Genomic DNA, 12,428 nt, shown 5'->3' with positions numbered 1-12,428 from the left:
AAATTAAATATTAAATAAATCGTTGAAAGATTCCATCATAGTAGGGTGTGTATATATATTGTCACGTAAAACTGTATAGTTAATATTTTGGTCAATTGCTAGTTTTAATAAATTAATGATTTCCTCAGATTGTAAACCATATAATGTAGCGCCAAGTATTTTATTTGTTGTTGCGTCTATCACAATTTTAAACAGACCTCTAGGGTCATTATTAATTTTGTGACGAGGTATATTATTTACTGGTAGTTTACCTTCTTTAATTTCATACCCTTGTTCTTTTGCTTCTTTAGCAGTCAATCCTACACGAGATAATGGAGGATCTATAAATACCGTATAAGGTACTGCACCTCTATTTTCTGTTGTGCGTGCACCTGAACCGAATAATTTGTCTTTAACAATTCTAAAGTCATCTAATGAAATGTAAGTGAATTGCATGCCACCTTTAACATCACCTATCGCATAGATGTGTTTTACAGCTGTTTCCAACTGATTATTGACTTCTATTTCTCCACGTTCACCTAGTTTAATATCAGTATTTTCTAAATTTAAGTCAGTATTTGGCTTTCTACCAATTGCGAGTAATACCGCTTCTGCTTCAAAATCACCTTTATTCGTTTTAGCGATTGTATATCCATCTTTATCTTCAAATTCTGAAGTTTGAGCACCTAACTCGAATTTTACACCTTTATCTTCTAAATCTTTAATCGCATGTGAAACGATTTCTTTATCTTCTCTTGCCATTAGTTTGTCATTCGCTTCTAATACAGTCACTTCTGTACCAAAGTTAGAAAACATAGATGCAAATTCTAAAGAAATATAACCTCCGCCAACAATCACTAATCGTTTAGGTTGTTCACGTAAATTCATTATTCCTGTAGAATCGTATAAATGCTTAGATTCTTTAATACCTTTAATATCAGGAATAACTGGTATTGCACCAGTGTTTATCACAATGTCATCTGCTGTTAAAGTATCTACTACTTTGCCTTGCTCATCTAATAAGTCTACTTCCGTATTGGATTTAAAGCTAGCCTTGTAATCTAATACTGTTATATTTTCATCGTCTGCTAAGTTATGATAATTCTTTTTATTAAGGGCCGTTACGACTTCTTCTTTAAGCTCAAATGCTTGATTGAACGAACCACTTTCTAATCCTTCGTGCACTAATGTTTTAGATGGAATACAGCCGATATTGATACATGTGCCACCATACATTTTTTGGGATTGTTCAACAACTGCTATTTGTTTTCCTTGAGCCGAAGCTGTTTTTGCTAGTGTTTTTCCACCTTTACCAAACCCTAAAATTAATAAATCATACTTTTTCATTGTAACCCTCCATTAATATATCGTTTAATATATCTCCAATAGAAATATTTTGATAATATTTTTCTATTATTTCAAATTCTTTTCGATGGTAGTTTGACATTACTCGACTCATTTCATTTGAAATTTTACAGTCACTTTCTTTTGTACCTGTGTAAATTCTGCCAAATGATTGACTAGAAGCGAATAATTTAAATAAATTGGATAATGGCGTATCTAACACATTACCATTTATACGATACCCTCCATATTTACCCTTTTGTGTAGTAATGTAACCTTCTTCTAATAGTTTGCTCATAACTCGTCTTAATTGTACGGGATTAACACAAACTTTAGATGACAATTCGACACTACTAAACCTTTCAGATGAATGTTTACTTAAGAAAGTTAATGCATGAACTGCGATATTAAATTCTAAATTCAATGAATCATCTCCTTTTTCTAAATGTAACTATTATAATTACATTTAAACATGTCTACTTCTTAAGTTCAAATAAAAAAATCACACCTATAATAAGACGTGATTTTTTTCTGATAAAATTATTGATTGTTGTTGACATAAGAATCTGGATTAACTGAATATTCATTACCTACGCCACCTTGCATACGTTGGAAATGTAAGTGTGGTGCCGTTGAATTACCAGTATTACCTGATTGTCCAATTTGTTGACCTGCTTTTACTTCGTCACCTTTATTTACATTTAATTTATTCATATGCATGTACCATTGATAATAGTCACTATTTTTCTCTTTAATTGTTACTTGGTTACCACCACCGTAGTTACTCCAACCACTTTGAATCACAGTTCCATCTGCTAAAGAATATACAGGTGTATTTTCTTCCATCGCATAATCTACACCGTAATGTGCACCACCGCCGTGATATTGACCATATTCTTGTAACTTTTTATTTTTAGTAAGCCAATTTGATGAAGCTTCTGCATTACCTTTAGCTTCCTTAGTGCTTGCTGCATCGTTGTTAGGAGTTGATTGTTCTTTAGAAGCAGTATTGTTATATTGTGCTGTTTCTTGATTATCATTTGTTTCATTAGAAGTCGCTACATGTCCATTACTTCCTGTTTCATTATGCTTAGCTGTTTGATTATTATTTGCTATCGTTTCTTTATTTGTTTCAGATGTTTGATTTTCATCTCCATTATTTACTTGATAGCCTTTATCCTTAATTGATTGATTTGATTGAGATGGTGAATAGTCATTATCATTTTTTTCAAAATAGTAATAATGCGTAACACCATTTTGATCTACTTCATACGATTTATATTCTTTATGATCAAACATAGATTGATTCCAATTGCCATCTAATGTGTGGTGATAGTTCCCTTTACTATCTATTGTATAATAAACACCATTTTCAATTCCCGTAGAGGTTTGAGTATTTTGAGTAGATACACTACTTTGTTCTTCAGCTTGTGCATCCTGTTGAGCAATACTCATTGTTAGAATTCCAATAGTCGCTATTGAAGTTGTTAGTATTTTTTTCATTTTAATAAACCTTCCTTTTCTTAAACTATAGAACTCAATTTATCACGTGCATAAATGAAAATAAATACTTGTAATCGATTTGTGCATACTAAATAACAAGTTGTAATATTTTCAAAATAATATTACTGATTTCTGAATTTTTTAGTATTGATGTAAACTCTTATTTCACATAAAGTGAATACATTTAATGGACTATTTTTCAAAAAAATCATTACAAATTTAGAATCTAATAACTTTCATAAGATACCTAAATGAATATATCTTGATAATAAAAAGTATTTAAATCTTGAAATATAAAAATAAAAGAATGTATAAATAAAATTCATTTATTCTACAGTGCAAAACAATTTGTATAAAGGAACTAGAAATGCATGTTTGTACGATTAATGAATTTCAATATTAGTATATGTGTCAATTTGCAAGTGGTTAAAATAAAGATGAAAACAAAAATGAATTTCTGGTTTTATTTCTAATGGATAAGTCTAATAATCAAAACTTTTGGACAAGTTCAGTAAAAGCTAAAATCACAATTGCTTCGAGTCTAGAATATAGTCTATAATTAAAAGTACAGATATTTATATATTTTAGACATAGAGGTGTTATAGATGAAAATTGGTTATGCTAGAGTCAGTACAATAGGACAAAGTTTGGATAGTCAGATTGAGCAGCTTAATGAGCATGGTGTCTCAGAGATATTTGAAGAAAAGGTTACTGGTACCTCAACTAAAGCAAGAAATGAATTAGAAAGAATGATTGAGTATGTTAGGGAGGGTGATTTAATCATTGTTACAAAAATTGATAGACTAGCACGATCCATAAGTGACCTAAGTAAAATAGTTACTTATCTTAACGATAAAGGTGTATCTATAAAATTTTTAAAAGAACAATTAACTTTTGGAGCGGGTAACAATAATAGTTTGAATACATTACTTTTTAATATTCTTGGCTCATTTGCACAATTTGAAAGAGATCTTATTGTAGAACGGACTAAAGAAGGTAGAGAACGATCTATGAGGAATGGCAATCGCATGGGCAGAAAACCTTCTAGTAGTGAAAAAGATGTAAAAAAGGCTATTTATTTGTATGAGAATAGAGAAGAAAATGGATTAAGTGTTGCTGAAATATTGAGGTCTACAGGTGTTAAAAAAAGTACGTTTTATGTGAAGTTAAAAGGGGATAGTCTTAAATGACAGAGATTTCAAAAGATATAATTACTTTTGGTTTTAGTGGAGTGAGTTTTATATTCGGTGCTTTAGTATCTACAGTATTATTAATACCGTTTGAAGAAAATTTAATTCAATTTTTAAGAAATAGATATCTATTGGTAAGAAAAAAAGCTGTTAGAGGAACAAGAGTAAGGTGTACAATATATCCAAAATTCAATATAGGAATGAATAGTATTTTAAATTTAAATGACTTAATTTTATCAGGTAAGTTTGAATTTATTGTCAATTTACCATATAAAAATATATCAGAAGATTATATGGCTATAAATGAATCTGATAATTTGATTAGGGAAGCTATACATCAAAAGTATAAAATTAGGTTAGATGGTCTTGAACTTAATAATGTATCACCTAGTCAGAATATAATTATTAGAAATGAAGATTTGGATTTAAAGAAATTTATCAATAAAAAACCAAAAAGTTAGTTACTATATTATTAATGTAAATAAACTGTGCGTTAGAATTATAATTGTTCTATACTGCACAGTTTATTTGCACTTAATTTAATTCACAAAATCTTTGAGACTCCCAGTACTGTTCAGCAACTGGTATCTTAATAAATTCAACTGTATTATTGTGTTCTCTTAATACTATGTCTTCTATTTCATCAATATGTACATTGAAAAATTCTTTGCGATGATTAACTTTATTTAATTCTCTATCCCTAAAGTGACTATGTAGAGTTCTTTCGAGTTTCGGAGCATCATCACTGAATATCATTGCGTGTATATCAAATTCGAATGGAACAGAAGCATCACCAAGCTCTTTAATTCTCTCTGTGGGTTCTAATCTTCTTGTCATACCAATTTTATATATATTTTCACCGAATGAACCAATATTTGAGATTATGTAAACATATCCTGCTCTAGTATTTGCTTCTCTATTTAGAACATCTTTCTTATCTTTTTCTAATTCTGAAATTTTTAGTTCTAGTGACTTAATTTTTTCAGCATAAATTTCAGCTTCGACTGTACTTTGAGATTTTTCTAATCGTTTAAGTAATAAATTAACTTCATTGTTAAATTGTTTTTCTTCTTTTTCTATTTTTTTCTTTTCATTTTCAATCTCTCTACGCACTCTTTCTTCTTCTTTCATTTGAGCTTTAATTTCTCTTTGAATTTCCTTTTCTTGATCAATTTTTAATAGTTTTGCATGAATTAAGCTAAGTTTTTCTAGTTTTAATTTAAGATACTCTCTGGTAATTTCTACTGAATCTATAGCGTATATTCTATTAAGTGTTTCAAATAGTTTGCTGATTTTTTTGTGATATGATTCGTAATTTTTAGAGGTAACATTTAAATATAGACTATCACACTCAATATTAAATGATCGTAAAATTTGTTTAGATTGCGAATCTATTATTCGTTTATTATCTAATTCGCCAAAATAGTTTATAGCCAAACTGTTTTTTATACAATCTTTCTCATCTAAATTGATGATTGTAAGCTTATCAGTAAGATCTTTAGAGGTTATAGTATCTTCATAATGAGTAACTAATATATCTTTAAAATAAACTTCTTCATTCTTATCATTTATGATATTTTTTAACTTTTGGATTTCTTCTTCTTGTATTTTGAATTCATTTCTTTTATCTTCTATTTGAATATCTAATTTTTTGATTAATTTTTCTCTAGTTTCAACATTGTTGTTGAAGTCAGATATCATTTTTTGGATTTCACTTTCCATACTTTCTTTGTTTAAAATAATCTCATGTTCTGCTCTTTCTTTCATTAAAGCAATTTCATTTTCCTTTTTTGTTAAAATTTCTAACTTATCATCGATTTCTTTTAATTTGTTCTCTCTGATACTTTCATGTTCTTTTTTTAAGCTTAATAAAAGATTTAGCAAAGTCGATGTAAAACTAAACTCTGATGTATCAGTTATTTCATATTTACTAGAATATTTTTCTCCATATTCTAAAAATAAAGTGTTAGTTAATCTCTGTTTTCCTGTTTCAAAACTTTTGATTTCGCTAAATGGAATTCTGTAAATAAATTGCTCTTTCTCTCTTATAAAAGTAAAATATTTTTCGGTTATAAATATAGTTCCAAATTTGTTTTTGGAGTCTTTGATTAATGAAGATTTGACAGAAATTAATTCTTCTTCATTAAATTTCATTTTAAATGCTTGATAATCATTCTTATAAAAGCTCATTGCACACCGTCCTATAAATAGTTTATAAGAATATTATAACCTTTAATTTACTTAAATTAAATTGTTTAGTAATGAATTGTTGAAAGAAGAATTAAAGAAATATCAATTGATTGACTGAACTAACCACTCTAAGATATAATTTATATAAATGTTGAAAGAAAAACTACTTATTTCATTGTTATATAAAGGTTTCTAAAACTTTGTAATGTGTTCTTTCTAGAAGGTAAAGAATATCTTATGAAAGACGGAGACGTCGTTCACTTTAGATTTAATGTGTAAAATTGAAGATATATTGAAAGATAGTCGGTTGTGATTAACACAAGCGGCTATTTTTATTAGTTCTATTGAGTGATAAAAAGATTGTAAAAAGTAATACTCTATGCTATAATTCTTGATTGTGAGTAATGAAAATTATTCCTTGCTTAATACTAAGTTGTTAGGCCGCATAGACCATAAGGAGGTGTAAATTGATGAGAACATATGAAGTAATGTACGTAGTACGTCCAAATATCGAAGACGAAGCTAGAAAAGCTGTCGTTGAACGTTTTAAAGGAATCTTAGCTTCAAACGGTTCAGAAGTCATCGAAGAAAAGGATTGGGGTAAACGTCGTTTAGCCTATGAAATCCAAGACTTCGCAGAAGGTTTCTACAATATCGTTCGAGTTAAGTCTGAAAATGACGAAGCAATTAACGAATTTGATCGTTTAGCTAAGATCACTGATGATATTATTCGTCACATCGTTATACGCGAAGAAGAAAAATAATTTAACTTTTAAGATATGGGGGAGATTAAATGATTAATCGTGTTGTATTAGTCGGTCGGTTAACTAAAGATCCGGAATACAGAGTAACACCCTCAGGCGTTCAAGTTGCTACTTTTACCTTAGCTATCAATCGTACTTTTACGAATTCGCAAGGTGAAAGAGAAGCTGACTTTATCAACTGTGTTGTATTTAGACGTCCCGCAGAGAATGTAAACAATTACTTATCTAAAGGTAGTCTTGCAGGTGTTGAAGGTCGTCTACAATCTCGTAGCTACGAGAACCAAGAAGGTCGTCGTGTTTATGTAACTGAAGTTGTTTGTGACAGTGTTCAATTTCTTGAACCTAAAGGCGCAAATCAACGTCAATCTGGTAATGATAACCAATCAAATAACCAAAATAATAACGAGTTCCAGAATTATGGACAAGACTTTGGCGGTAATCAGCAACAAGGACAAAAAGCACCTTCAAATCAACAGTCAAATAATAATCAACAATCAAGTAACCCATTTGCGAATGCTAATGGACCAATTGATATCAGTGATGATGATTTGCCGTTCTAATAGTTGATTGAAACGAATATAAATATAAAAATTTAAAAAGAAGGGAGGAACTCAATCATGGCAGGTGGACCAAGAAGAGGTGGTCGTCGTCGTAAAAAAGTTTGTTATTTCACTGCAAACGGTATTACACAAATCGACTACAAAGATACAGATTTACTTAAGAAATTTATCTCTGAAAGAGGTAAAATTTTACCACGTCGTGTAACGGGTACTTCAGCAAAATACCAACGTATGCTTACTATAGCTATCAAACGTTCACGTCACATGGCTTTATTACCATATGTTAAAGAAGAACAATAATTTTTAATGTATATAAACCCCTCTAGCAATCAGGCTAGAGGGGTTTTTTGTGATTGTTTTTATAAGAAAGGGCGTAAAAAAAGAGGGAACTGTAAGTAACAGTTACCCTCAAGTGCATTCCGCAGATATGCACCGCTATTTGTAATTATTATAGTACACACTTTCGACTTAAGCAAGATTATCTATGAATATTTTTAGCGCTTTTAGTTTTGGTCTTGCATGTGCACCGTTAATTCGATCATAAAAAGATAATATGATTCTTTTTGTAACTATGTTACCATTGGGAAAAGTTTTTTGATAGGAGGATACGATGAGTAACTTAGCAAATAATACTAAATTAGATATTGATCGAATTATCTTTATAGGTCGAACTTTTGAAGAATACGTAAATATGTTTGATTTATCGATAGCAAACCTTAAAAACAAAAAGGTTCTAGACTGTCCGGCTGGCGCGTGTTCGTTTAGTGCGACGGCTAGAGAAAATGGTTTAGATGTTGAAGCCTGTGATATTGCTTATTATTTTAATAATGTTGAATTATATAATAAGGGTAAAGAAGATATTAAACACATGATTAATAAAATGGAAAAATCTAAATCAAATTATAATTGGACATTTTTTAATGATACTGATGATTTGAAAGATTATAGAATAGAAGCACTGGATACTTGTGTGAAAGATATGAAAATGTATCAAGAAAAGTATCATGCCGTTGAATTACCTCAGTTACCTTTTAGTGATAATGAATTTGATATTTTATTATCTGCTCACTTTTTATTTTTATATTCAGAAGCGTTTGATTTTAATTTTCATATTCAAACACTTGAAGAAATGTTGCGTGTGACTAAGGAAGAAATTCGCATATTCCCACTCGTTAATATTGAGGGTGATCGCTACGAAGAATTAGATAAAATTATACATACCTTAAATGAACGTGGTTATACTACAGAAGAAGTACAAGTGAACTATGAGTTTCAATCCAATGCAAACTCATTTTTGAAAATAAATATTAAATAAATTTATTGAAAGTTTAGGAGGTTGCTTCTTGAAATCAATAACGGTATATCATTATGATGCATTTAGTGTTGAACCTAATAAAGGAACAGCTTCAAGAGTGATGGGCGCATATTATGCTCAGTATATTAAGAATATGGCAGAAGAAACATTTGAACTTGTAATAGAACAAGGTCAAAAAATAGAAAAAACGTCTAAGTAATCGTTCACGTTGAGAAGCAAGATAAGCAGTATGATATTAAGATAACTGGTAATGCAGTATATGTGAAAAAAATAGAAGTAGAAATATAATATTTAGACTACTAGACCACTAAACACCCCTTTAGCAATCAGACTAGAGGGGTGTTTTAGATTTTAATTAACGATAATAGGCAGTGTAATGAATATGATTAAAATCAATATTAGTATACTGCTTATATAAATTGGATAGGCTATCTTAAAATTTATTAAACTTCAACTGCTCGATTACATGTGCATGATTCTTATAGAGTACGAGGTCTGATCTGTTTTTAGTTGGTAAGATGTTTTTAATCAGATTGACTTCGTTTATATTATCCCAAAGGTCTGTAGCTATTGTGATGGCTTCTTCTTGAGGGATGTCTCGGTATTTATAGAAATGTGAGTCAGGCTTCTGGAAGGCTTCTTCTTGTAGCAGTAAGAAGCGATTGAGATACCATTTTTTCATGTTTTCTATTGTTGTATCTAAGTATATTTTATAATCGATATAGTCACTTACGAGCTCTTCTTCATGTGGACTGACTTGGAATATATTCACACCTTCTATGATGAGAATGTCTGGGCAATCAATGTTGTGATATTGATCTTTTAATCGGTCATATGTGATATGCGAATATGTGTAAGTTTGTATGTTTCGTTCGTTGTTTTTAATTTGTTTTAAGTGACTGATTAAAGTTTTGGTGTCGTAACTTTCTGGGAATCCTTTTTTAGATAATAAATCTTTATCTATCAGTTCTTGTTTAGGCATAATGTACCCATCTGTTGTGATGAGATCAACTTTCCAGTCTGTATTGTATTCTTGAAGTAAGCTTAAGAGCAGTCTTGAAACTGTGCTTTTACCGACAGAAACGCCACCTGAAATACCAATAATAAATGGTGGAGTGTTTTCTTTGTTTTGTAATTTATTGTTAATATCAAATGAGTAATCTTTATGGAATTTAACTTTGTTTGTTAAAAAATTAATGAGTGGTAAATAGACTTCGTTAATTTCAGAGTTCGTTAAATTATCATTTAAGCTGATGATTTCTTCAAGGTTTAAATGACTTGTGTCCATATCTAATTTAAAGTTTGTGTTACGCCATTCTTCTTTTGTGAATTTCATAATGAGTTCCTTTGCTTTAAGAATTTATCAATTTTTTACAGTACTCGTATAGGGTAACATAAATATTAATGAAAGTGCTTTATAAATTTTTGAATTTTCACATGAATATCTTAAATTTTGTCTTAATAGCATTTATTGAGAAGATTTGGATAGAAGAAAAACGCCCTTAGGAAAGTATCCTAAGGGCGTATATTGTTTAGAAGTCTGCTATTGCGAGCTTATTTTCTAATACTTTATTAACAAAATCAACAGTGGCTTCACGAGATATGGGATCGTGTCCCTTTTTTTTATTATTGTAGAGGATAAATTTGATGTTGATACTATTTATGTTGTATTTATCAAGAAAATTGCAGAATGGTTCATAGTGTCTTGTCATATCTGTCAGACACAATCTGTTTTGGATATAGTAAATTTTTGGAACGTAGTTTTCATGCCTAAAGAGACTTGTGATGGATAATCTAAGTGAATATTGCTTTTTGATATAGTCTCGTGAGCGTCCAGGAAATATTTTGTTATACAGTTTTTCGACATTTACTTTATCATATCGATCAACGTAGCATTGCGGATTGTTTACAACAGCTGTCGATTCTTTATGCAAAGTGGCAAGATACATAGACATATATCCGCCTGCAGATGAGCCGCAATAAACAACATCATGAGCTTCTATATTAAGGTGTTCTGCTATATGTTTGGTAATTTCGGAATAGTCTACTAGAAAATGACGTTGTTCTCTACCAACACCCCAACCAATCCTTAATTGCTTATAGTGGACTGTTCTATCGTCTATATATAGGCAATTTGCATTAAAGTCTTCATGCCATTTACTTCTCATAAAAACAGGTGGTTTACTTTTAGAAGGATCAATTGCACCATTTGAAAATACAACTAATTTATCATTGTTTTCTTTAAGGTTTAGTTTGATATAAAAGTCTAAATCATCTTTTATGATTTTAACAACTTGATTGTTTTGTTGCCATAGCTTTTCGCTGGTAATATCTTCGTAATTTAATGTTTCCATAATATGAAACACTCCCAATTGTTAATGTTAATTAAACGAGCTTAATATAAAGTTTAATATAACAAAGTAGCGCTTCTTTTAACAATTATATAGTGGAAATTTACAAAATCTTAACAAAAAGTATGGGAAATAAATGTCCTAAACTATAATGATTTTGTAAAGTGCATGCTTGCCTAGGGGTATGGCTCGAGCCTGTAGTCTCTCTCACATACTATTCCTCCGGGCGTCAGCACTTTACAAAATCAGAAATAAAAAATCACCCAATCCGAAAATGATTCCAACGGGTTGGGTGATTTATTTTAAGTTGGGATTTATGTCCCAAACTTTTTGAATGGATTAGATATTGAATAATCTTGAGAAGAATCCTTTTTTCTTTGGTTCTTCTGTTTCTAATTTAGTTTCTTCACTTGTTGCATCTAGAGTAGAAGTCGTATCCACTTTTTCTTCTTCAGCAATATTATTTGTAGTTTCTTGCTTCTCAGTTGTAACTGCTGTTTCTTGTTTGTCAGCTGCAACTTCTTGAGTAGGATTAGCTTCTTTCGTTTCTACTTTCACTTCTTCAGTTTTGTCAGTTGTAGGTTCTGTCTTAACTGCTGAAGCTTTATCTTCAACTTTATCTTCGTCTTTAAGTTTCTTCTCTATTTTTTCTTCAGTAGAAACAGTTTCTTTACTTATGTTAGTATCTTCTTTGTTTTCCGCCGCTTCTTTAGAAGTAATGTCTGCTGTGACACTTTCTGAACTGTTAGTTTGTACAGCTTCTTTGTCTGCAACTTTCGTTTCATTCGTTTGTACAGCTTCTTCAGTTTGTTGAGGTGCTTGTAATGCTAAAGTTTGTTCCAATTTTTGTTGTTGGATATGTACTTGTTGCAACATTTCACCTAACATTTGTCTTTCTCTACGCATATGTTGAACTTCTGTTCTTAACTCTTCGATTAATTGTTGAAGCTCAGGTGATTGCTGATCTGGTTGATCTTTCACTAGAACTTGTAAGAAGTCTTTTTCTTTTTCTAGCGTTTCAAAAGCTTGATCATAACTGTTTGTTTCTTTAACTTTTTCAGCTATTTCTTGGAATAATTCTACATCTTCTTCTTGGAAGTCTGTTGCTTCTCTTCCACGGTATTCAGTCTTAGAAAGTTGATATCCTCTGTCTTCTAAGTGTTGTACAATTTTTCTAACTTGTTTTTCGCTAAGACCGACCTTAGCTGCGAATTCTTTCGTTAACATATTAT

At 30.4% G+C, this 12,428-nt stretch carries 15 protein-coding genes; 8 read left to right on the top strand and 7 right to left on the bottom strand.

Annotation, left to right across the window (positions count from 1 at the left end):
* Positions 1-3: 3 nt before the first annotated feature.
* From merA to PYW35_RS13125, 3 genes are all read right to left on the bottom strand, one after another.
* The gene (gene merA / locus PYW35_RS13135; protein WP_103323523.1) at positions 4-1,326 is read right to left on the bottom strand and encodes a hypothiocyanous acid reductase MerA; all 1,323 of its coding nucleotides are present in this window, start codon (positions 1,324-1,326) and stop codon (positions 4-6) included.
* The gene (gene hypR / locus PYW35_RS13130; protein ID WP_204107870.1) at positions 1,313-1,747 is read right to left on the bottom strand and encodes a redox-sensitive transcriptional regulator HypR; all 435 of its coding nucleotides are present in this window, start codon (positions 1,745-1,747) and stop codon (positions 1,313-1,315) included. The genes merA and hypR overlap by 14 nt, the downstream gene beginning before the upstream one ends.
* A 116-nt stretch (positions 1,748-1,863) precedes the next feature.
* Positions 1,864-2,826 (bottom strand): M23 family metallopeptidase, encoded by a 963-nt coding sequence (locus PYW35_RS13125; RefSeq protein WP_103323522.1) that lies wholly within the window; start codon positions 2,824-2,826, stop codon positions 1,864-1,866.
* Between the two features lie 605 nt (positions 2,827-3,431).
* Here PYW35_RS13125 and PYW35_RS13120 point away from each other — a divergent pair.
* Complete coding sequence (locus tag PYW35_RS13120) at positions 3,432-4,016, top strand: recombinase family protein (RefSeq protein ID WP_103323592.1); 585 nt, start codon at positions 3,432-3,434, stop codon at positions 4,014-4,016.
* A complete protein-coding gene (locus PYW35_RS13115; RefSeq protein WP_239102453.1) occupies positions 4,013-4,477 on the top strand; it encodes a hypothetical protein in 465 nt (154 codons plus the stop codon). The genes PYW35_RS13120 and PYW35_RS13115 overlap by 4 nt, the downstream gene beginning before the upstream one ends.
* Before the next feature lie 73 nt (positions 4,478-4,550).
* On the opposite strand, the gene PYW35_RS13110 is transcribed toward PYW35_RS13115, so the two are convergent.
* A complete protein-coding gene (locus tag PYW35_RS13110; RefSeq protein WP_239102452.1) occupies positions 4,551-6,206 on the bottom strand; it encodes an SNIPE associated domain-containing protein in 1,656 nt (551 codons plus the stop codon).
* Positions 6,207-6,413: 207 nt separating this feature from the next.
* Between PYW35_RS13110 and PYW35_RS13310 the strand changes: the two genes are divergently transcribed.
* The 6 genes from PYW35_RS13310 to PYW35_RS13080 all read left to right on the top strand — a co-directional run bounded on the left by PYW35_RS13310 (position 6,414) and on the right by PYW35_RS13080 (position 9,044).
* Positions 6,414-6,485, top strand: coding sequence for a DUF933 domain-containing protein (locus tag PYW35_RS13310; RefSeq protein WP_259338407.1), 72 nt, complete (start codon positions 6,414-6,416; stop codon positions 6,483-6,485).
* Positions 6,486-6,676: 191 nt separating this feature from the next.
* The gene (gene rpsF, locus PYW35_RS13100; protein WP_016912340.1) at positions 6,677-6,970 is read left to right on the top strand and encodes a 30S ribosomal protein S6; all 294 of its coding nucleotides are present in this window, start codon (positions 6,677-6,679) and stop codon (positions 6,968-6,970) included.
* Between the two features lie 29 nt (positions 6,971-6,999).
* Positions 7,000-7,530 (top strand): single-stranded DNA-binding protein, encoded by a 531-nt coding sequence (ssb, locus tag PYW35_RS13095; protein ID WP_016912339.1) that lies wholly within the window; start codon positions 7,000-7,002, stop codon positions 7,528-7,530.
* 57 nt (positions 7,531-7,587) lie between these two features.
* Positions 7,588-7,830 carry a 30S ribosomal protein S18 gene (gene rpsR / locus PYW35_RS13090; protein WP_016912338.1) on the top strand — a complete coding sequence of 81 codons (243 nt, stop codon included), beginning with the start codon at positions 7,588-7,590 and terminating at the stop codon, positions 7,828-7,830.
* 310 nt (positions 7,831-8,140) lie between these two features.
* On the top strand, positions 8,141-8,845 hold the full coding sequence (locus PYW35_RS13085) for a class I SAM-dependent methyltransferase (RefSeq protein ID WP_103322831.1): 705 nt from the start codon (positions 8,141-8,143) through the stop codon (positions 8,843-8,845).
* A 28-nt stretch (positions 8,846-8,873) separates the two neighbouring features.
* Positions 8,874-9,044 carry a hypothetical protein gene (locus PYW35_RS13080; protein ID WP_016912333.1) on the top strand — a complete coding sequence of 57 codons (171 nt, stop codon included), beginning with the start codon at positions 8,874-8,876 and terminating at the stop codon, positions 9,042-9,044.
* 234 nt (positions 9,045-9,278) lie between these two features.
* Here the strand turns inward: PYW35_RS13080 and coaA are convergent, their stop codons facing one another.
* The 3 genes from coaA to PYW35_RS13065 form a co-directional block, all read right to left on the bottom strand.
* The gene (gene coaA, locus PYW35_RS13075) at positions 9,279-10,181 is read right to left on the bottom strand and encodes a type I pantothenate kinase (RefSeq protein ID WP_016912332.1); all 903 of its coding nucleotides are present in this window, start codon (positions 10,179-10,181) and stop codon (positions 9,279-9,281) included.
* A gap of 196 nt (positions 10,182-10,377) precedes the next feature.
* Entirely contained in the window at positions 10,378-11,199 is an 822-nt protein-coding gene (locus tag PYW35_RS13070; RefSeq protein ID WP_016912331.1) for a hypothetical protein, read from the bottom strand.
* 336 nt (positions 11,200-11,535) lie between these two features.
* On the bottom strand, positions 11,536-12,423 hold the full coding sequence (locus PYW35_RS13065) for a hypothetical protein (RefSeq protein WP_103322832.1): 888 nt from the start codon (positions 12,421-12,423) through the stop codon (positions 11,536-11,538).
* Positions 12,424-12,428: the final 5 nt, after the last annotated feature.

Origin of the sequence: Mammaliicoccus vitulinus (genome assembly GCF_029024305.1) — a bacterium.
Classification (GTDB): Bacteria; Bacillota; Bacilli; order Staphylococcales; family Staphylococcaceae; genus Mammaliicoccus; species Mammaliicoccus vitulinus.
This window is presented reverse-complemented; position numbering and strand designations above follow the sequence as displayed.

Bases quoted from the DNA above. Each gene is read 5' to 3' on its own strand.
- merA (WP_103323523.1), bottom strand. From the start codon at position 1,326: ATGAAAAAGTATGATTTATTAATTTTAGGGTTTGGTAAAGGTGGAAAA.
- PYW35_RS13125 (WP_103323522.1), bottom strand. From the start codon at position 2,826: ATGAAAAAAATACTAACAACTTCAATAGCGACTATTGGAATTCTAACA.
- PYW35_RS13120 (WP_103323592.1), top strand. From the start codon at position 3,432: ATGAAAATTGGTTATGCTAGAGTCAGTACAATAGGACAAAGTTTGGAT.
- PYW35_RS13115 (WP_239102453.1), top strand. From the start codon at position 4,013: ATGACAGAGATTTCAAAAGATATAATTACTTTTGGTTTTAGTGGAGTG.
- PYW35_RS13110 (WP_239102452.1), bottom strand. From the start codon at position 6,206: ATGAGCTTTTATAAGAATGATTATCAAGCATTTAAAATGAAATTTAAT.
- rpsF (WP_016912340.1), top strand. From the start codon at position 6,677: ATGAGAACATATGAAGTAATGTACGTAGTACGTCCAAATATCGAAGAC.
- ssb (WP_016912339.1), top strand. From the start codon at position 7,000: ATGATTAATCGTGTTGTATTAGTCGGTCGGTTAACTAAAGATCCGGAA.
- rpsR (WP_016912338.1), top strand. From the start codon at position 7,588: ATGGCAGGTGGACCAAGAAGAGGTGGTCGTCGTCGTAAAAAAGTTTGT.
- PYW35_RS13085 (WP_103322831.1), top strand. From the start codon at position 8,141: ATGAGTAACTTAGCAAATAATACTAAATTAGATATTGATCGAATTATC.
- coaA (WP_016912332.1), bottom strand. From the start codon at position 10,181: ATGAAATTCACAAAAGAAGAATGGCGTAACACAAACTTTAAATTAGAT.
- PYW35_RS13070 (WP_016912331.1), bottom strand. From the start codon at position 11,199: ATGGAAACATTAAATTACGAAGATATTACCAGCGAAAAGCTATGGCAA.
- PYW35_RS13065 (WP_103322832.1), bottom strand. From the start codon at position 12,423: ATGTTAACGAAAGAATTCGCAGCTAAGGTCGGTCTTAGCGAAAAACAA.